Origin of the sequence: Vreelandella neptunia (assembly GCF_022489065.1) — a bacterium.
Classification (GTDB): Bacteria; Pseudomonadota; Gammaproteobacteria; order Pseudomonadales; family Halomonadaceae; genus Vreelandella; species Vreelandella neptunia_A.
The window spans coordinates 232,424-250,871 of the sequence record NZ_JAKVTW010000002.1 but is presented as its reverse complement, the minus strand read 5'-3'; the positions used below and the strand labels follow the sequence as shown (position 1 = coordinate 250,871).

The window sequence follows — 18,448 nt, the reverse complement described above, 5'->3', positions numbered from 1 at the left end:
TAGAAGACGCTCGTCACTGCCTAGCTTGACTTAATTTAGACTCAGCATAACGGTGATTGTAACGTCATGGCCAAACTTCCTATTCTTGAATTCCCCGATGAGCGCCTGCGCACCAAGGCTGCCCCGGTGGAAACCGTCGATGATGAGGTGCGTAAACTTGTCGACGATATGCTGGAGACCATGTATGACGCCCGTGGTATCGGTCTTGCCGCGACGCAGATCGATGTGCATCGACGCGTTGTTGTCATGGATGTCAGCGACGATAACTCCCAGCCGCTGGTGCTTATCAATCCACGCTACACCCCGATTGGCGACGAGAAAGAGCCGCTGTCAGAAGGCTGCCTGTCGATTCCCGACTACTACGCCGAAGTACCCCGCTTTCTTAAAGTGCAGCTCAACGCGCTGGATCGTAATGGCGATGCCTATGAGTTAGAGGCGGAAGGCTTGCTGGCACACTGTATTCAACATGAGTACGACCATCTTGAAGGCGTGCTGTTTGTTGACTACCTGTCGCCGCTAAAGCGTAACCGCATCCTTAAGAAGATGCAGAAACGCCATAAGCAGATTCAGGACGCCTAAGCCGCTTTGCCTCCTTCACACGTCAGATACGCTAGGTAGCTCTCAACTTATGTCACGATTGCGCGTTGTTTTTGCTGGCACGCCTGAATTTGCCGCTTCAAGTCTAGCCGCGTTGCTTGAGAGCCAGCACGAGGTGGTGGCGGTGTATACCCAACCCGACCGCCCTGCTGGTCGTGGCCGTAAACTCACGCCCAGTCCGGTCAAACAGCTGGCGCTAGAGCACGGCCTGCCCGTTTATCAGCCCCAGACGCTAAAAGAGCCCGCGGCACAGTCTGAGTTAGCCGCGCTGAATGCCGATATTATGGTGGTGGTTGCCTATGGGCTGCTGCTTCCCCAGGCCGTGTTGGACATACCGCTCTTAGGCTGCGTTAACGTCCACGCCTCGCTACTGCCCCGCTGGCGCGGCGCTGCCCCCATTCAACGGGCGATTGAAGCGGGCGATAGTGTATCGGGGGTGACCATCATGCAGATGGATGCGGGTTTGGATACCGGCGCAATGCTTTCAGAAGTGCGCACACCGATTACGCCACGCACTACCGGCGGCGAGTTGCACGACCGTCTCGCCATTCAGGGCGCCAATGCGCTGATCACTACGCTGGATGCATTGGCCACCGGCTCCGCTCATGCCACGCCTCAGCCCGACGAAGGCGTGACCTATGCCGCCAAACTCAGCAAAGCGGAAGCAGAGCTCGACTTCCACCAGCCGGCGCAGCAACTCGCTAGCAAGATTCGCGCCTTCAATCCCTGGCCGGTGGCTTGGTGCGCGCTGGGCGATGATCGCCTACGTTTGCTAATGGCCAACGTAGAAGACGGCGAGCAGCCACCAAGCGCCCCAGGCACGCTACTTGAGCATGGCGATGATCACCTGCGCATTGCCTGCGGCACCGACGGACGTGAAGTATTGTGTATCACCAGCGCGCAGCTGCCCGGCGGTAAAGCCATGGCCGTGCGAGAGCTACTTAATGCGCGCCACGCACGCCTTGCCACCGGTACCCGTCTTGGCACCTACATTGGCAAACCAGCGGCTCAGGCCAGCGAAGGAGAAACACCATGAGCCAAAAGCGCTCCCCTCAAAGCGGTGGCAGTGGTCAGGAAGTTCGCGCTGCTGCGGCTCGTGCGCTAGCCCCGGTACTCAGCGATCAAGGCTCTTTGGCGGGGTTGGATGAGCACAGCGTGGTCGCCCGCGACCGTGGACTGCTAAAAGAGCTCTGCTTCGGCACCTGCCGTCGCTTACCGCGCCTGGAAGCGTTAGCCGCCGCCCTGCTTAAGCAACCGTTCAAAAAGCGCGACAGCGATGTTCAGGCGCTGCTGCTGGTGGGGATTTATCAGTTGCTGTATATGCGCATCCCTGCTCATGCAGCGGTAGGCGAAACCGCGGGCGCTGCGCGCTTATTGAACAAAGAGTGGGCCACCCGCGTGCTCAATGGCTGCCTGCGTCGCTTACAGCGCGAGTCAGAGGCGCTGCAAGCTCAGGTAGATCGGGATGAGAGCGTGGCGCTAGAGCATCCTCCTTGGCTACTTAACGCGCTACGTCAGGCGTGGCCAGAGCAGTGGCGCGATATTATTGAAGCCAACAACCACGCAGGCCCGATGACGTTGAGGGTGAATCAGCACCACAATGATCGTGAAGCCTATCTATCGCTACTGACCGAACAGGGGTTAAGCGGCCACCTGTGCCCCCATGCTCCAGACGCCATCACGCTGGAAACACCCTGCGATGTGATGTCGCTACCTGGCTTTGAAGAAGGCCACATTAGCGTTCAGGACGAGGCCGCACAGCTCTCAGCGGTGTTGCTAGGCCCGGTGCTCGCGCCACGGCCAGGTGCGCACGTTTTGGATGCCTGCTGCGCCCCCGGCGGCAAAACGGCTCACCTGCTCGAGCAGTTTGATATCAATCTTACCGCTATTGATAGCGATAACCAGCGCTTGGCGCGGGTGGAAGATACGCTCAGTCGCCTAGGCGTTGAAGCAGTGCTCGAACACGCTGATGCCACCGAACGCGACTGGTGGAGCGGCACACCCTTTGATGCCATTTTGCTCGACGCCCCTTGCTCGGGTACCGGTGTCATCCGCCGCCATCCCGATATCAAAAAGCTGCGCCGCAAAGACGATATTCGCCCATTGGCCAAGCTTCAACGCCAGCTGTTAGACAATCTTTGGCCGATGCTGCGCGAAGGCGGCACACTGCTCTACGCCACCTGCTCGGTGCTGCCAGAAGAGAACAGTGAGCAGATTGAGGCGTTTCTCGCCCGCACGCCGGATGCGCATGTCACCACGCCTAACGACGTTGCCTGGGGCATTGTCAGCGGCGCGGGTCGTCAATTGTTTCCAGCCCAGAGCAGTCACGATGGCTTTTTTTATGCCAGACTAGAGAAGCGGTCTGCCTAGGCGCTAACTGATGCCGAGGCAGTGAATTTATGACAAGGAAGGAGACATTATGAGTCATCACACCTACAAGCATGTAGAACTGACCGGATCTTCAGAAAAGGGTATTGAAGAAGCCGTTCAGAACGCCTTGGCCAAAGCGTCGGAAACGATTCAGCACATGCGCTGGCTAGAAGTGGTCGATACCCGTGGCCACATTGAAGATGGTCAAGTTGCTCACTGGCAGGTCACCGTTAAAGTGGGCTTTACGCTAGAGTAATCCTCACCTGCTTTTCGGCGGCGGCTGGTTTACACTGGCCGCCGTCTTTATTGCAGCGCATGATAGACGTTCCTGGATGAAAGCTTATGTCTTGAATGTCAGGAATGAGTGCTAAGACCACCTCCTGGTCTTACTACATCGCGCTGGCGCTTTTAATGGAACCGATGCTTAGCAATGAAAATCATCATTCTCGGCGCCGGCCAGGTCGGCGGCACCTTGGCAGAACACCTCGCCCGCGAGGAGAACGACATCACTGTCGTTGATACTGACGCCAAAAAACTGCGCGATCTACACACCAAACTCGATATCCGCACCGTTACCGGGGCGGGATCCTACCCTATTGTGCTGCGCCAGGCAGGCTGCGAAGACGCCGATATGTTGATAGCCGTCACCAACAGCGATGAGATCAACATGATCGCCTGTCAGGTCGCCCATACGCTGTTTCGTACCCCGACCAAAATTGCCCGGGTGCGCGCCACGGCGTATCTCACCCGCAAAGGGTTGTTCGCCCACGAAGCCATTCCCATTGATGTACTGATCAGCCCCGAGCAGGTGGTTACCGACCATGTGCGCCGTCTGATTGAGCACCCCGGTGCGCTACAGGTATTGGAGTTTGCCGGTGGTTTGGTACAGCTAGTGGCGGTGAAAGCGTTCTACGGCGGCCCGCTGGTGGGCCAGGATTTGGCCTTTCTACGTCGCCATATGCCCAACGTGGATACCCGGGTGGCGGCGATTTACCGTCGCAGCCGTCCGATCATTCCCCGCGGCGATACGGTGATCGAAGCCGACGACGAGGTCTTCTTCCTCGCCGCCCGTCGCGACATTCGCGCGGTCATGAGCGAATTACGTCGGGTCGAGCGTGACTTTCGCCGGGTCGTCATTGCCGGGGGCGGCAATATCGGTGAGCGGCTGGCAGAACATCTGGAGCATAGCCACCAGGTCAAGATCATCGAGCACAACCTGGAGCGCTGCACCACGCTCTCTGAACGGTTGGATCGCACCGTGGTGCTCCATGGCAGCGCCACCAGCAAGCGGCTGCTGGAAGAGGAGAACATCGAAGAGTGCGATATCTTCTGCGCGCTCACCAACGACGACGAGGTCAATATCATGTCGTCGCTGCTCGCCAAGCGTTTAGGCGCCAAGAAGGTGCTGACACTGATTAACAACGCCGCCTACGTGGATTTAGTCCAGGGCGGCGACATCGATATTGCGATTTCACCTCAGCAGGCAACTATCGGCAGCCTGCTCACCCACGTGCGTCGTGGCGATATTGTCAACGTTCACTCACTGCGCCGAGGCGCCGCTGAAGCGATTGAAGCCATCGCCCACGGCGATAAGCAGTCGTCCAAAGTGGTGGGCCGCACTATTCGCGAAATCGACCTTCCCGAAGGCACCACCATCGGTGCGATTGTGCGCGGTAAAGAGGTCATCATCGCTCACGGCGATGTGAAAGTTGAGAGCGGCGACCATGTGATTCTGTTTGTGATCGACAAACGCCGCATTCGCGATGTGGAGCGCCTGTTCCAAGTCGGTTTAACGTTCTTTTGATAACCCCCGAGCGACTGCCAATGGCAGCTAATAACAGGAGCATGCGACAACCATGAGTCTGCGGGTTATTTTGCGCATTTTGGGGCTGCTGCTGATGCTATTCAGCTTGACCATGCTCCCCCCAACGCTGATGTCACTGTGGTTTCGCGACGGTGTATGGAGTGCATTTATAAGCGGCATGGCCATTTCAGTGGCGACCGGACTACTGCTTTATCTACCCAATCGCCACTCGCAAAAAGAGCTGCGCATCCGCGATGGTTTTATTATTGCCGCGATGTTCTGGACGGTGCTGGCGCTCTTCGGTTCACTGCCGCTGATGCTATTTGGGGAAAGCTCGTTAAATATTACCGATGCGGTATTTGAGTCGTTCTCCGGCTTGACCACCACCGGCGCCACCGTGATTACCGGCATCGATTTTTTACCCGAATCGATTCTCTATTATCGCCAGCAACTTCAGTGGTTGGGCGGGATGGGGATCGTGGTTTTGGCGGTCGCCATATTGCCCACCTTGGGCGTTGGCGGCATGGCGCTTTATCGCACCGAAATCCCCGGGCCGCTAAAAGATTCAAAGCTAACGCCACGCATCACCGAAACCGCCAAAGCGCTGTGGTACATCTACGCCACGCTCACCGTGGCCTGTATGATCGCCTATATGCTGGCAGGCATGAGCTGGTTCGATGCGTTAAGCCACAGTTTTTCAACCGTCGCCAACGGCGGTTTTTCTACCTATGACGCCAGTATTGGCTATTTTGATAGCGCCACGATTGAAATGATCTGTATCGCTTTTATGCTGATTTCTGCGTTCAGCTTTAGCCTGCACTTCATTGCTTGGCGTGAAAAAAGCTTAATGCACTATTTCCACGATCCAGAAGCACGCTTTCTAATGCTGTTTCTGCTCGCGCTGGCCGTGATCACCGTGCTTTCACTCTGGCTGACGGACACCTATGACACGTTGCGCGGCTTACGGCACGGGGTTTTTCAAGTCGTTTCCGTCGCCACTACCGCCGGCTACAGTGTCGCTGATTTCTCCATGTGGCCGGGTGCCCTACCTTTTTTGCTGTTTGTGGCTGCTTTTGTCGGCGGCTGCTCCGGTTCTACCGGTGGTGGTATCAAAGTGATTCGGATTATTTTGATCATTAAGCAGGGCATGCGGGAAATCATGCGTTTGATTCACCCTAACGCAGTGATTGCGGTCAAAGTCGGCAAGGTCAGCGTTCCCGACAGCATCGCCCAAGCAGTGTGGGGGTTCTTTTCGGTTTATGTACTGCTGTTCTTAATAATGCTAGTGGGGGTGATGGCCACTGGTGTTGACCAGGTAACCGCTTGGTCGACGGTAGGCTCAGCGCTTAACAACCTCGGGCCCGCTCTGGGCGAAGCCAGCACCAACTATGGCGAAATACCTAGCCTGGCAAAATGGATACTGGTGATGGCCATGCTGCTAGGTCGCCTGGAAATTTTTACGGTACTGGTGCTATTTACCCCCGCCTTCTGGCGGCGCTAAGCACTTCACGCCGGACCCTTTATTGATCGATTTGAGAGCTGTTAATGAACCAAGATGATACGTCACACCAAGAAGCTTCTGAGGAAGAGAGCGGGCCACTGACAGCAACGCCGACTTCGCTTCCGGCCACTAGCGGGCCGTTAAAAACCTTCACCATTGGCGAAACCCGCTACACGCTGCTGGGTACGGCCCATGTGTCGGCAGAGAGCGCCGACGATGTCCGTGCGCTATTGGCTAGTGGCGCCTTTGATGCCGTCGCTATTGAGCTTTGCGATGCCCGCCACCACAGCATGTCTAACCCCGACGCCATGGGCGAACAGGATCTGTTCCAAGTATTCAGGGAAGGCAAAGCGGGCATGGTCGCGGCGAGCTTAGCGCTCGGTGCCTTTCAGCAGCGGATTGCCGACCAGTCAGGTATTCAACCTGGGGCCGAAATGCGCGCTGCAGTCGAAGAAGCCAGCCGTCTCCAGCTGCCACTGCTCCTGGTCGACCGAGATGTAGGCGTAACGCTGAAACGCATTTACCGCAACGTGCCTTGGTGGCAGCGCTTTTCGCTCTTCTCGGGCCTGATTGGCAGCGTACTCTCGCGTCAGGACGTTTCCAAAGAGGATATCGAAAAACTCAAAGAAGGCGATATGCTGGAAGCGACCTTCAGCGAGTTCGCCGCCGAATCAGAAGCGCTCTACACCCCGCTGATTCGCGAACGCGACCGCTACATGGCGCTTCGCTTGGCCGAAGAGGCGCCGCCAGGGCGCTATCAGCACGTACTAGTGGTTATCGGCGCAGGCCACCTAAAAGGCACCGGCGAACATTTGGAAGCCCCGCTACCTGCCAACCCCAAGGTTGAGAGAGAGTCGCTGGAAGCCACCCCGCCGCCGTCCAAAATTTGGAAAGCGTTGCCTTGGCTGATTACCGCCTTAGTGCTCACCGGCTTTGCGATTGGCTTCTCGCGCAATACTGGCCTGGGCTGGCAGTTGGTGCTGGAGTGGTTCTTGATTAACGGCATTCTCTCTGGCGGTGCGACGATTATCGCCCTGGCGCATCCCATCACTGTGATTGCCACCTTCTTTGCCGCTCCTCTGACCTCGCTGAACCCCACTATCGGCGCGGGCTTTGTGGCCGCTGGGGTTGAGCTCTATATGCGCAAACCCAAAGTGCGCGATTTTTCATCGCTTCGCCACGATGTCACGCAGCTCAAAGGCTGGTGGCAAAACCGCGTATCGCGCACCCTGCTGGTATTTATCCTTGCCACCGTAGGTTCTGCCATCGGCACCTGGGTAGCCGGGTTCAGAATCGCCGGCGCACTATTTGGCGGCTAGACGTCGCATTGCAGCTGTCGGCGGGTCGATTTTGTGATGCAATCGGCTCGCCGCGTAGCTATCGTTAAACACGTCAAAGTAATCATCCAGCACATCTGCCGCGACCGTATCGCCACCCTGACGCAGCAACTCGATGGCCACTTCTGCGGTACATAAATGCGCTTTAGACGCCGGTTTGCGCAGCCGATAGCGCGTCTCCCGTTCGGTGCGCAGCGGTAGTACCGGCAAACCATCCAGGTAAGCACTCTTGCGAAACATGCGCCGCGCCTGACGCCAAGTGCCATCCAGAATAATAAATACCGGAATGCGCGCCTGCGCTTTCGCCGCATGCACCGCGTCTATGCCAACCACCCGATCCACGTAGTCGGGCTGATCGTCCGGAAAAATCACAAAGGGCGCGTAACGTGGGTCTTTTAGCAACGCAGCTAACCGGGCATCCGGCGCCGTGCGGTACCAGGTAAACACCTGGGTCGACGTGATCACATCGCGAATCAAGCGTCCGGTATTCGTCGGCTTGAAGTGCTCTATCGGGTGCGTTATTAGCCAGACCTGAGCATGACTTTCTGCCTTCACCTGATAGGGGCACAGGCAGTTCAGTACGGGTAGCTGGCAGTTATCGCAGCGAGTGACAAAACTGCCCCGCGCCTTGAACTCGCGCCGCGGCGGACGCGGCTGTTCACTGGCGGGACTGTTTCCAGAACCAACAACAGAGCGATCATTCACAGCGCTTTTATCAACAGAGCTTTCAAAAACAGACATCCGCGCTCCAGAGGGTGAAAAAGCCAAGAGTGAAAAAGTTAAAACAAGAACTAACGAGAATGGAAAAGGGCGCAGAGTATAAAGCAGGGTAGCGCTGATCAGCTAGGCACTTTGTCATAAGAGCAGAGCCATAAGAACAGGGCTATAAGGAAATGATTACGCGATAGAAGAAAGCGCAAGCTTTTGGTCAATGCGCTCCAGAATAGAACTCAAATTGGCTACTGACTCAATCGCCAACATCAGGATCGCCGCATTTTTATCGGGGTCATCTGGATATTCATGGGCGAAGCGATTGCGCAACATTCTAAGCGCTTGCCATTGCTCACTGTCTTCGATGTAACCCAGCTTTTCCAGGCGGTGAAGCTTATCCAGCATGGGGCGATCCTCATAAGGCTCCTGTAAATACAGCAGCACAGAAGGGAGCAGTCGCGCGCCAATAGCATCCTGCAATTTGCCAAACCGAAGCACGAATTGATCCAGACTTTGGATCTCTGCATCACTTAGTCGCGCAAAGCGCTCGCCGGTAATGGGTAGCAACGTTTGCAAAGACGACAACGCATAGTCAATGAAATGCCTATGACGCTGACACTCGCGCCAAGCATCAAGTAAACGCTGTTGCGAAATATCTTGAGTCATAACGCAATACCTGATTGTTCGGCTATGCGGAAAATGGCTGGGTAATGACCTCTATTGGGGTAGTCGATCAACATATCGATTTTTTGTTCGCCCAGCGCCTGCTGAAGTTGCACCTGACAACGCATTTCGGCCCGGACGATATCATTAACATCCTGTATGTCCGTGGTAATCAATAGATCGATATCACCGCCTCGACGGCGGTCATCCGTACGCGAGCCAAATAGTTTCACCCGCGCCTTGGGGCCGAAACAGCTTTTTACTGACTGAACGATCATTTGGCGCTGATAGTCGCTCAAACGCATAGTAGCTCACCTCGGGTGGGGTTATGCAAAGGCTAGCATATTTCCTCGCCACCACCGTAAACCTAAAAAATATCCAACGTTGACACCCAAAGCGCAACGCCGCTAAAGTCTCGTCAACTATTAAAGGTAAAAAGGTTTACACCATGACCGTGCATCACGAACAGCTTCTTCATGAACATTTCCTTCATGAACAACGCCACGACTGGACGCTAGACGAGATTAACGCGCTTTTCGCGCTGCCGTTCAATGACCTGATGTTTCAAGCCCAGCAGGTTCACCGTGCCCACTTTGATGCTAACGCGGTGCAGGTCTCTACCCTGCTGTCGATCAAGACCGGCGCCTGCCCGGAAGACTGCAAGTACTGTCCCCAGTCGGGCCACTACAATACCCAGCTGGAGAAAGAGAAGCTGCTGGAAATTGAAAAGGTGGTCGAACAAGCCAAGGCTGCTAAAGAAGCCGGTGCCAGCCGTTTTTGTATGGGTGCCGCCTGGCGCAGCCCGCGGGATAAGGATTTACTGCTGGTCGAAGAGATGGTGCGTCAGGTAAAAGCGGTGGGCCTGGAGACCTGCATGACCCTGGGAATGGTCGACGGCGAACAGGCTAGCCGACTGGCCACGGCGGGGCTCGATTACTACAACCACAACCTGGACACCTCACCGGAGTTCTACGGCGAAATCATCACCACCCGCACCTATTCCGACCGGCTGGAAACCCTCTCTAACGTGCGTGATGCGGGTATGAAGGTCTGCTCTGGTGGCATTCTTGGCATGGGCGAAAAGGCCCAGGATCGTAGCGCGCTGCTGCAACAGCTGGCCAAGCTCTCACCGCACCCTGAGTCCGTACCCATCAATATGCTGGTGAAAGTGCCCGGCACACCGCTGGAAAATGTCGAAGATTTAGACCCCATCGAGTTTATCCGCGCTATTGCGGTCGCTCGCATCATGATGCCACAAAGCCACGTGCGGCTCTCCGCTGGCCGCGAGCAAATGAACGAATCGACCCAGGCGCTGGCGTTTTTAGCAGGCGCCAACTCGATTTTCTACGGCGACAAGCTGCTGACCACCGGCAACCCTCAAGTGGATCGCGACCGTGCGCTGTTTGCCAAGCTGGGCCTGCACCCTGAAAAGATCGAAACCTGCGAAAGCGAAGATACCCAAGCCGCACGCCTTGCCCAACAGGCACAGCAGCAGGTGCACGCCGAACGCGTCGCCGAGCTGGCGGTAGACGCAAGTGTCTGAAGCATGGCGACAGCGACTGGCCGACGCCCGCGCTGATCGCCAGCAGGCGCAACGCTGGCGATCCCGCCAAGTGGTGGCAAGCGACTCATCCAGTTCGGCTCTCGACTTTGCCGGTAACGACTACCTGGGCCTCACCCAAGACCCTCGCGTTTTTGAGGCCCAGGCGGAAGGCGCGCGCCGCTTTGGTGCGGGTGCAGGCGCTTCGCATTTGGTCAGCGGTCATCTGGAGATTCACGACGCCCTGGAAGAAGCGTTAGCGCGCTGGACAGGCCGTGAACGTGCGCTGCTGTTTTCTACCGGCTATATGGCCAATCTCGGCGTGCTTCAAGCGTTGGCAGATCGCCATACCGCTATTTTCCAAGACCGCCTCAACCACGCGTCGCTAATTGATGGCGCCGTATTAAGCGGTGCCCGCTCAAGGCGTTTTCATCACCGCGACGCCATTGACCTGGAAAGCCTGCTGGCACGCAGTGAGTGCGCCCACAAGCTCGTGGTCAGCGATGGCGTTTTTAGCATGGATGGCGATGTCGCTGACATTGCCAGTCTCGTCGCCAGTGCTCACCGCCACCATGCGTGGCTAATGATCGATGACGCCCACGGCGTGGGCGTGTTAGGCGACAATGGCAGCGGCTGCGTGGGCAGCACCTGGAACAGCACAGAGGTGCCGATTTTGGTCGGCACCCTGGGCAAAGCATTAGGTACCGCCGGGGCTTTTGTGGCCGGGGATGCCGAGCTAATCGAGCACTTGATTCAGTTTTCACGCAGCTATATCTACACCACCGCCCAACCCCCGGCGATTGCCGCCGCCACCCTGAAAGCGCTGGAGATCGTTCAGGGTGAACCTGGACACCGCGTCCAGCTCAACGCCAATATTGCTTACTTTCGCCGCGAAGCGCTTCTCTTGGGGCTCCCGCTCAACGATTCGGCCACCCCTATTCAGCCACTGATTTTGGGTGATGAAATACGCACCCTAAGCTGGGCAGCGCAACTGCAACAGCGGGGCATACACGTAGGAGCGATTCGCCCACCTACGGTACCCAGTGGTGAAGCACGCTTGCGTATTACGCTAAGCGCAGGTCATACCCGTGACCATATCGATCAGTTATTAGCAGCGCTAACAACGTGTCAGCGTGAGGAGTCTCTATGCCTTACCCACGCCTAGTGCTGCTCTCAGGCTGGGGCATTGACCGTCGCATTTGGCAGTCACTTGAAGCCTACTGGCCGCGTGAGACTGAAGTTCAGCCTATCGATTGGCCGGGTTATAGTGAAGGTGATGGCGGTACCCCCGCGCTACCCGCTAATGCGACCATGGCGCAGTTAGCGGAGTCGATGGCCACGTCATTATCCCACGATACAGTGTGGGTAGGCTGGTCCCTGGGCGGCCTACTGGCGACCGCCCTACTCGACTACCTCCCGGCCCCGAAGGGGCTTATATTATTAGGCGCTGGCGCCACTTTCTGCGCCGATGATGGCGTTACCACCGCCGAGCTAAAGGCTTTTCAGCGCGCCTTTCAGCGCGACCCCACCGCAACCTGGCAACATTTTTTGCGCTGGCAGGCGCAAGGGGAGCCCAGTCCCCGGCAGGCTTACCGGCAATTGCGTGATTTATTGGGCGAAACCCCGCCCGCCGACAGCATCACCTTGGCTACCGGCCTGCAATGGCTGGCGTCGATTGATAATCGCTCACGCTTAGCGGCTGCCCCTTGCCCGGTGGTACGGCTCACCGGCGAACACGATCCATTAATCAGCCCTGTCCAGCGCAGCGCCAGCGAACGCTTAAGCGGTGTTGGCCACTGTCCTATGCTCTCCCAGCCCCAGGCTCTCGCCGCTGCGATTAACCACCATTCCACCCAGATGGCTAACGCCGATATGGCGGTTTTATGAACGTTCCAACGCTGAACAGCGAGGCTAACTGGCAGGCGCGGGTTGCTCACGCATTCTCTCGGGCCGCCCCAAGTTACGATGCGCTCGCCAGCGCACAGCGCCAAATAGGTCAACGGCTATGGGATTCGCTACCCAACAGCGCTTATAAAGTACTCGATCTAGGTTGCGGCACCGGTTACTGGACTCAGCGGTTGGCTGAACGTTACCCCCGCACTCAGGTGTCCGGGGTAGATTTAGCTCCCGGCATGCTGGCACAGGCCCGCCAGCGCTATGGTGAAAGTATCCACTGGCAGCAGGGCGACGCGGCAGCGATGCCGTTTGGTGCCCATGACTTTGATCTGGTGTTTTCCAACTTGGCGGTGCAGTGGTGCCGTGATCTTGGCGCAGTGATGCATCAGCTTTATCGGGTGCTCACGCTCGGTGGGCAGGCGCATATCACCACACTGCTGCCCGGCACTCTGGAGGAGATTGCCTATGCCTGGCAGCGCCCCGAGGCGCTGCTGCAAACGCCTGATCGCGCCAGCGTCGAGAGGGCCATCGGTAAAAGCGGCTTAACCATTGCCCGCCAGGCGGCCACCGTTGAACGCTTCTATTACCCTGACTTGAAGGCGGTGATGGCGTCTATCAAAGGTGTTGGCGCCCAGATTGCCCGGCCACAGGCCAGCCTTAGCCGAAATGACATCGTCGCCGCACAATCGCGCTTTGAACAACTCCGCCAGCCGGAAGGCCTACCCGTGAGCTACCACTGTTTAACGCTGCAATTGGAAAAATCGCTATGAACGTTTGGTTTGTGACTGGCACCGATACCGATGCGGGTAAAACCCTGGTGACCAGTGGTTTGCTATATGCCGCCCGCCAACAGCAGTTGAGCACGCTGGGCTTAAAACCTATCGCCTCGGGCAGCCAAGCGACGCCTGAAGGCCTGCAAAATAGCGATGCCCTCGCCCTTCAGCATCAAAGCGTGCCGCCGGTCGACTACGCCACGGTGAATCCCATCGCCTTTCCCCCCGCCATTGCGCCCCATCTTGCCGCGCTAGAAGCGGGCCAGCCGCTTGAGGTTAGCGCTATGGTTAGCTTATTGCGCGAAACGCTTAGCCAAACACCCAGAGATATCACCCTGATTGAAGGCGCCGGTGGCTGGCGGGTGCCGTTAAACGCGCAGGAAGATTTCGCCGACCTGGCGATAGCGCTTGAGCTGCCGATGATTCTGGTGGTTGGCCTAAAGCTGGGCTGCTTGAATCATGCTCGCTTAACAGCAGAAGCCATTCGCGCCGATGGCTTGGTATTAGCAGGATGGGCGGGCAGCGTGGTAGATCCCGCCTTTGCCGCCGACGCTGATCGTTTTGAGGCCAATATTGCCCATCTAAACGCCAAACTCGCGGCCCCCTGTTTAGGCATTATCCCCCATCTTGATGCCCCCGACGCCGCGAATGCCGCCCCCTATCTCTCCCTGGAGCCGTTATGACTACGCCGGTTTGGCACCGACATGTTTGGCACCCCTATGCCCACTTAAAAACCCAGACGCCCGCGCCCAAAGTGGTTGGCGGTGACGGCGCTCACTTTGTGCTTGAGAGCGGCGAGCGCCTGCTGGATGCCACCTGCTCCTGGTGGTGCATGATCCACGGCTATGGCCACCCGCGCCTGGTGGCGGCCATTCGCGAACAGGCTGGCGAGCTGTGCCATGTGATGCTTGGCGGCTTGACGCATGAGCCCGCCGATCAATTAGCTCGTGAGCTGGTGCGCATTACCCCGAACGGGCTGGATCATGTGTTCTATTCGGACAGCGGCTCGGTGGGTATGGAAGTGGCGATGAAAATGGCGCTTCAGTACCAGGTACTTACCGGCCACCCCGGCAAGCGAAAGATGCTCTCGTTGATGAAGGCCTACCACGGTGATACCACCGGCTGCATGGCGGTATGCGACCCGGAAGAAGGCATGCACAGCCTGTTCGCCAGCCTGCTGCCCCAGCATCACTTCGCCCCGGCACCTACGGCTCCTTTTGATGCTAGCGCGGAACAGGTTGAGCACGACCTTAGCGCTCTACGTAGCGTACTTGAACGCCACCATGATGAGATCGCTGCGCTGCTGATGGAGCCGCTTTTACAAGCCGCCGGCGGGCTCAATATGACCTCGCCGGACTATGTTACTGGCGCCAGAGCATTGTGCGATGAGTTTGGGGTTCTACTGATTTTCGATGAAGTCGCTACCGGCTTTGGCCGCACCGGTAAGCTGTTTGCCGCTGACCACGCAGGCGTCACGCCGGATATTATGGTGCTCTCCAAAGGCTTGACCGGCGGCTATTTGGGTCACGCGGCTACGCTCGCCACGGATCGCGTCCACGACGCCTTTATCGGCGACAGCCCCCAGCACGCCTTTATGCACGGGCCTACCTTTATGGGCAACCCGCTGGCCTGCCGCGTGGCGCTGGAAAGCCTGCGCGTCTTCGAGGAAGAGAATTACCTGGGCAAAATTGCCAAGCTCAGCCAGCAGTTACAGCATGAGCTACTTGAAGATCAGGCGCTGAATGCACATCCGCCCGTGGCTGACGTTCGAGTCCTTGGCGCCACCGCCGTGATTGAAGCGCACTCCACTGAAGCGCTAAAAGGCGTAGGAGACTTCGCCCGCGAGCGCAGCGTGTGGCTGCGCCCCATTGGCCGCTGGCTCTATACCATGCCCGCCTACATCACCTCGGAAGCGGAAATCACTCAGATTACCAGCGTGATGAAAGCATGGTTTCTTGAGTCGTAATGGCTCAGGAAAGCAGCAAATTACCCTGCTGCTTCCAACGATTCACTAGCACTGGAACGTCTTCATCCGCCAGTGGTATTGATTGCCAGCACACACGGCGGGCCTCGTTCGCGGCGGGTGTCACTGCAATCCGTCCCGACCGTCGATCAGCACCAGTGTCTGCTCTGCCGTGACCCGCATCAGACATTGCGCGGTTGCAGGGCTCCCGCCGGTGCCGCCACCCCATTTCGCCCGCTCGAAATCGCAGCGGGCATCGCGGTAGCCGATCCAGGCCCGTTGCATTGCCTTCAGCGCCGGCGCCTGTGCCGGTGAGTTCCAACTCTCAGCCTCTGCCTCAGCGTCAGCTGAGGTGTACATCGCCATCAGGTCGCTGTAAGCGGTGTTTAACCGATCGTCCCAAAACTGCCGTTCCCGATCTAGACAACCACCCATAACGACCGTCGTGGAACCGCCCTCTGTGTCGGCCATGCAGGCATTCGCGGATTCACCGACGCAGGCCAGCCGCGCGTCATCCGATGCGTCAGCAAGGCAGGACTGCGTTGCCTCGTCCGAATAACTCACATCCTGAGCGGCAACACCGCCCACCCAAGCCATCACGATAACAATGCTACAGATTGCGCTCTTCACTTGTTTTTTCCCTTTATGTTTACATGCTCGGCGGCGCCACCGTGATTGAAGCGCCACCGCAGAAGGCTGTGCCGATCCAGGCTCGAATTTTTAAGACAACAGCAAATTACCCTGCTGCTTCCAGCGATTGACCAACGCTGGAACGCCTTCTCCAGCGGTGGTGTTAATCGCCAGCACTCCCGGCGGGCTGAGGCTATCCGCCTCTGGGTCGACCAGGGCGCAGGGGGTATCGTAGTCAATGTACGAAAGAAGCGAAGCGGCGGGCATGACTGCCAGCGATGTGCCGACGACCAGCAGAAAGTCAGCCTGACTGACGAGTTCACAGGCCTCGGCAAACAGCGGCACCGACTCGCCAAACCAGACCACATCGGGACGCAGCTGGCTGCCTTTATCGCAGACATGACCCAACTCAATCCCCCCTTTGTGCAGCGGGTAGCGCATACGCTCATCAATGGAAGAGCGTGCTTTTAAAATCTCACCGTGCAGATGCAGCACGTGTCGGGAGCCTGCTCGCTCGTGCAGGTCATCGATATTCTGGGTAATGATACTGACGCTAAAACCACCTTGTTCCAAAGCAGCCAGCGCTTTATGGGCGGCGTTGGGCTTGGCACGACGGATCTGCTCGCGGCGCTGATTATAGAAATCCAACACCTGCTGCGGATTGCGCTGCCACGCCTGGGGGGTCGCCACATCCTCAACCGGATGGTTCTCCCAAAGGCCGTCGCTGGCACGAAACGTTTTAATCCCGCTCTCGGCGCTAATCCCCGAGCCGGTAAATACCACCAAATGCGGGCTTGCTGCCATGATGACCTCGTTATCGATGTTTCATTGCACGCCAAATAGAACCCTAATATACCAATTGGCCAATACTACCCGCAAAACGCTGTTTATTGCGGTAAGGGTAAACGTCAATGACGCGACCATCGATGATCGCCTGCTGCAGCTCCAGCCAGTAATCCGGGTCGAAGAGCTCTGGGTGCTGGTGTATGAACATATCGCGCAGCGCTTTATTGGCAAACATAAAGGGCCCGAACTCCTCAGGAAAGATATCGTTTGGCCCGATGGATAGCGTATCGCCCCCCTGGAAGTCATTGCCGTGGGATTTAGGGATATGCCGGAAACGACACTCGGTGAGGTAGCAAACCTCATCGTAGTCGTAGAAGATCACCCGGCCATGGCGCGTCACGCCAAAGTTTTTCAGCAGCATATCGCCAGGGAAAATATTCGCCGCTGCCATCTGCTTGATGGCGTTGCCGTAATCCTTGAGCACCATCTCCTTCTCTTGGTCGCTGCACTGCTCCAGGTAGATATTTAGCGGTGTCATCATGCGCTCGGTATAGCAATGCTTAATGATGACTTTGTCGTCTCTCAGCACCACCGTCGAAGGGGCCACCTCCACCAGATGCTCCAAACACTCGGGGGCGAAGTGATCCTGACGAACAATAAAGTTTGAAAACTCTTGAGTATCGGCCATGCGCCCTACCCGGTCGTGACGCTTAACCAGCCGATACTTTTCACGCACCACGGCGTGGGTAACGTCTTTGGCGGGATCGAACTTATCTTTAATGATCTTAAACACGGTGCGAAAACTGGGCAGGACAAACACCGCCATCACCATGCCGCGCACGCCTGGGGCGATAATAAACTGATCTTCGCGCTTGGCCACCTGACGGTTCAAGGCCCGGAAAAACTCGGTTTTACCATGCTTGAAGAAGCCGATGGCAGCGTAGAGCTCGCCTTCCGGCTTATGTGGCATTAACTGTTGCAGGTAATCAACAAACTCCCTGGGGACCGCCACATCGACCTGAAAATAGGCGCGGGTAAACGAAAAAATAATCGAGACTTCATCCGTTTCAATCAGCACCGTATCCAGGTGCAGGCTGGGATCGCCTCCTGACTGTTCACCAAAACCTTCACCGTGGAGCACCGGCAGCACTAACGGTACCTGCTCACCACCGCCCAGGATTCGCCCGACCAAGTAGGCGCCTTTATTGCGATAGAAGACGCTATTGAGTAGCTCGATTTCAGTGTCACCGGCATCCAACATCGCCGCGGGTAATTGCTGCTGTAGGAAGCTGGCGCCGAGGTGAGTGTCCTGACCTATCTCCGCAAAGCGATTCTCCAACGGCGCATCCATCAGCGCCCACTTGAGCGCGGCCTGCCAATCGCCATTGACCTTGTGCCTGCGGCACAGCTCAATCCCCGAACGGTGGGCGGCATCCTCCCGAGAGCTATACACAAACATCCAGTCGTTGCGGATATGGCGGTGGTGAAAAATGGCGCAGAACAGCGAGTTAAAGAACGTTTCTGCTAACTCGTAATCAAGCCGGTGGCTAATTAACTCAGCATAGTGGTTACGCGCTTCACGCCAGCATTCACAGTGAGACACAACCTCAGGATCAAAAGTGCGCTTTAAGCGACTCAGGGTAACGTCGATTTTTTCCTTATAGAGATTTATCCGCTCCGCCGAGGCCTGCTGGGCTTCTCGCCATGCGGCATCTCGAAAGCGACGGTTCGCGTCAAAGGTGATCTCTTTAAAGCGCGCGCGGTACTCATCGAAGCCGTGCAGAATCGTGGTCGCTAAACGATAAGCAGGTGAGTGTTTCACGGGCCGAACTCCTGATGGTTTTCACCAGCGTTACCTAACGGGAAACTACATGCGA

At 57.1% G+C, this 18,448-nt stretch carries 19 protein-coding genes; 13 read left to right on the top strand and 6 right to left on the bottom strand.

The window, feature by feature from the left end:
* Positions 1-66 precede the first annotated feature (66 nt).
* The 7 genes from def to MLE19_RS05310 all read left to right on the top strand — a co-directional run bounded on the left by def (position 67) and on the right by MLE19_RS05310 (position 7,591).
* Positions 67-579 (top strand): peptide deformylase, encoded by a 513-nt coding sequence (gene def / locus MLE19_RS05340; protein WP_240717039.1) that lies wholly within the window; start codon positions 67-69, stop codon positions 577-579.
* Between the two features lie 49 nt (positions 580-628).
* Positions 629-1,633 carry a methionyl-tRNA formyltransferase gene (gene fmt / locus MLE19_RS05335; RefSeq protein WP_240717038.1) on the top strand — a complete coding sequence of 335 codons (1,005 nt, stop codon included), beginning with the start codon at positions 629-631 and terminating at the stop codon, positions 1,631-1,633.
* Positions 1,630-2,967, top strand: a complete 1,338-nt coding sequence (rsmB, locus tag MLE19_RS05330; RefSeq protein ID WP_240717037.1) for a 16S rRNA (cytosine(967)-C(5))-methyltransferase RsmB — start codon at positions 1,630-1,632, stop codon at positions 2,965-2,967. The genes fmt and rsmB overlap by 4 nt, the downstream gene beginning before the upstream one ends.
* A 49-nt stretch (positions 2,968-3,016) precedes the next feature.
* Positions 3,017-3,223 carry a dodecin gene (locus tag MLE19_RS05325; RefSeq protein WP_240717036.1) on the top strand — a complete coding sequence of 69 codons (207 nt, stop codon included), beginning with the start codon at positions 3,017-3,019 and terminating at the stop codon, positions 3,221-3,223.
* Positions 3,224-3,397: 174 nt separating this feature from the next.
* Positions 3,398-4,771 (top strand): Trk system potassium transporter TrkA, encoded by a 1,374-nt coding sequence (trkA, locus tag MLE19_RS05320; protein ID WP_240717035.1) that lies wholly within the window; start codon positions 3,398-3,400, stop codon positions 4,769-4,771.
* A 52-nt stretch (positions 4,772-4,823) separates the two neighbouring features.
* Positions 4,824-6,272, top strand: a complete 1,449-nt coding sequence (locus tag MLE19_RS05315; RefSeq protein ID WP_240717034.1) for a TrkH family potassium uptake protein — start codon at positions 4,824-4,826, stop codon at positions 6,270-6,272.
* A 44-nt stretch (positions 6,273-6,316) separates the two neighbouring features.
* Positions 6,317-7,591, top strand: a complete 1,275-nt coding sequence (locus tag MLE19_RS05310) for a TraB/GumN family protein (RefSeq protein WP_240717033.1) — start codon at positions 6,317-6,319, stop codon at positions 7,589-7,591.
* Here MLE19_RS05310 and MLE19_RS05305 read toward each other — a convergent pair.
* The 3 genes from MLE19_RS05305 to MLE19_RS05295 all read right to left on the bottom strand — a co-directional run bounded on the left by MLE19_RS05305 (position 7,577) and on the right by MLE19_RS05295 (position 9,288).
* On the bottom strand, positions 7,577-8,350 hold the full coding sequence (locus tag MLE19_RS05305; protein ID WP_240717032.1) for a tRNA-uridine aminocarboxypropyltransferase: 774 nt from the start codon (positions 8,348-8,350) through the stop codon (positions 7,577-7,579). The genes MLE19_RS05310 and MLE19_RS05305 overlap by 15 nt on opposite strands.
* Before the next feature lie 156 nt (positions 8,351-8,506).
* A complete protein-coding gene (locus MLE19_RS05300; RefSeq protein WP_240717031.1) occupies positions 8,507-8,986 on the bottom strand; it encodes a hypothetical protein in 480 nt (159 codons plus the stop codon).
* Positions 8,983-9,288 (bottom strand): nucleotidyltransferase domain-containing protein, encoded by a 306-nt coding sequence (locus MLE19_RS05295; RefSeq protein ID WP_240717030.1) that lies wholly within the window; start codon positions 9,286-9,288, stop codon positions 8,983-8,985. The genes MLE19_RS05300 and MLE19_RS05295 overlap by 4 nt, the downstream gene beginning before the upstream one ends.
* A 143-nt stretch (positions 9,289-9,431) precedes the next feature.
* Between MLE19_RS05295 and bioB the strand changes: the two genes are divergently transcribed.
* From bioB to bioA, 6 genes are read left to right on the top strand one after another with little or no spacing between them, the layout of a single operon-like run.
* Entirely contained in the window at positions 9,432-10,526 is a 1,095-nt protein-coding gene (bioB, locus tag MLE19_RS05290; protein WP_240717029.1) for a biotin synthase BioB, read from the top strand.
* A complete protein-coding gene (bioF, locus tag MLE19_RS05285) occupies positions 10,519-11,688 on the top strand; it encodes an 8-amino-7-oxononanoate synthase (RefSeq protein WP_240717028.1) in 1,170 nt (389 codons plus the stop codon). Before bioB ends, bioF begins: the two co-directional genes overlap by 8 nt.
* Positions 11,670-12,410 carry an alpha/beta fold hydrolase gene (locus tag MLE19_RS05280; protein ID WP_240717027.1) on the top strand — a complete coding sequence of 247 codons (741 nt, stop codon included), beginning with the start codon at positions 11,670-11,672 and terminating at the stop codon, positions 12,408-12,410. The genes bioF and MLE19_RS05280 overlap by 19 nt, the downstream gene beginning before the upstream one ends.
* Complete coding sequence (gene bioC, locus MLE19_RS05275; protein ID WP_240717026.1) at positions 12,407-13,189, top strand: malonyl-ACP O-methyltransferase BioC; 783 nt, start codon at positions 12,407-12,409, stop codon at positions 13,187-13,189. Before MLE19_RS05280 ends, bioC begins: the two co-directional genes overlap by 4 nt.
* Positions 13,186-13,875 (top strand): dethiobiotin synthase, encoded by a 690-nt coding sequence (bioD, locus tag MLE19_RS05270; RefSeq protein WP_240717025.1) that lies wholly within the window; start codon positions 13,186-13,188, stop codon positions 13,873-13,875. Before bioC ends, bioD begins: the two co-directional genes overlap by 4 nt.
* On the top strand, positions 13,872-15,158 hold the full coding sequence (gene bioA, locus MLE19_RS05265; protein WP_240717024.1) for an adenosylmethionine--8-amino-7-oxononanoate transaminase: 1,287 nt from the start codon (positions 13,872-13,874) through the stop codon (positions 15,156-15,158). Before bioD ends, bioA begins: the two co-directional genes overlap by 4 nt.
* Positions 15,159-15,278: 120 nt before the next feature.
* On the opposite strand, the gene MLE19_RS05260 is transcribed toward bioA, so the two are convergent.
* The 3 genes from MLE19_RS05260 to aceK form a co-directional block, all read right to left on the bottom strand.
* The gene (locus MLE19_RS05260; protein ID WP_240717023.1) at positions 15,279-15,785 is read right to left on the bottom strand and encodes a lysozyme inhibitor LprI family protein; all 507 of its coding nucleotides are present in this window, start codon (positions 15,783-15,785) and stop codon (positions 15,279-15,281) included.
* Positions 15,786-15,875: 90 nt separating this feature from the next.
* Positions 15,876-16,589: an SIR2 family NAD-dependent protein deacylase gene (locus tag MLE19_RS05255; protein WP_240717022.1), complete on the bottom strand. Its 714-nt coding sequence runs from the start codon at positions 16,587-16,589 to the stop codon at positions 15,876-15,878.
* Between the two features lie 43 nt (positions 16,590-16,632).
* A complete protein-coding gene (aceK, locus tag MLE19_RS05250) occupies positions 16,633-18,393 on the bottom strand; it encodes a bifunctional isocitrate dehydrogenase kinase/phosphatase (protein WP_240717021.1) in 1,761 nt (586 codons plus the stop codon).
* Positions 18,394-18,448 lie beyond the last annotated feature (55 nt).

What these genes read in the sequence shown, in the direction of transcription:
- def (WP_240717039.1), top strand. Translation starts at nt 67, where the DNA reads ATGGCCAAACTTCCTATTCTTGAATTCCCCGATGAGCGCCTGCGCACC.
- fmt (WP_240717038.1), top strand. Translation starts at nt 629, where the DNA reads ATGTCACGATTGCGCGTTGTTTTTGCTGGCACGCCTGAATTTGCCGCT.
- rsmB (WP_240717037.1), top strand. Translation starts at nt 1,630, where the DNA reads ATGAGCCAAAAGCGCTCCCCTCAAAGCGGTGGCAGTGGTCAGGAAGTT.
- MLE19_RS05325 (WP_240717036.1), top strand. Translation starts at nt 3,017, where the DNA reads ATGAGTCATCACACCTACAAGCATGTAGAACTGACCGGATCTTCAGAA.
- trkA (WP_240717035.1), top strand. Translation starts at nt 3,398, where the DNA reads ATGAAAATCATCATTCTCGGCGCCGGCCAGGTCGGCGGCACCTTGGCA.
- MLE19_RS05315 (WP_240717034.1), top strand. Translation starts at nt 4,824, where the DNA reads ATGAGTCTGCGGGTTATTTTGCGCATTTTGGGGCTGCTGCTGATGCTA.
- MLE19_RS05310 (WP_240717033.1), top strand. Translation starts at nt 6,317, where the DNA reads ATGAACCAAGATGATACGTCACACCAAGAAGCTTCTGAGGAAGAGAGC.
- MLE19_RS05305 (WP_240717032.1), bottom strand. Translation starts at nt 8,350, where the DNA reads ATGTCTGTTTTTGAAAGCTCTGTTGATAAAAGCGCTGTGAATGATCGC.
- MLE19_RS05300 (WP_240717031.1), bottom strand. Translation starts at nt 8,986, where the DNA reads ATGACTCAAGATATTTCGCAACAGCGTTTACTTGATGCTTGGCGCGAG.
- MLE19_RS05295 (WP_240717030.1), bottom strand. Translation starts at nt 9,288, where the DNA reads ATGCGTTTGAGCGACTATCAGCGCCAAATGATCGTTCAGTCAGTAAAA.
- bioB (WP_240717029.1), top strand. Translation starts at nt 9,432, where the DNA reads ATGACCGTGCATCACGAACAGCTTCTTCATGAACATTTCCTTCATGAA.
- MLE19_RS05280 (WP_240717027.1), top strand. Translation starts at nt 11,670, where the DNA reads ATGCCTTACCCACGCCTAGTGCTGCTCTCAGGCTGGGGCATTGACCGT.
- bioC (WP_240717026.1), top strand. Translation starts at nt 12,407, where the DNA reads ATGAACGTTCCAACGCTGAACAGCGAGGCTAACTGGCAGGCGCGGGTT.
- bioD (WP_240717025.1), top strand. Translation starts at nt 13,186, where the DNA reads ATGAACGTTTGGTTTGTGACTGGCACCGATACCGATGCGGGTAAAACC.
- bioA (WP_240717024.1), top strand. Translation starts at nt 13,872, where the DNA reads ATGACTACGCCGGTTTGGCACCGACATGTTTGGCACCCCTATGCCCAC.
- MLE19_RS05255 (WP_240717022.1), bottom strand. Translation starts at nt 16,589, where the DNA reads ATGGCAGCAAGCCCGCATTTGGTGGTATTTACCGGCTCGGGGATTAGC.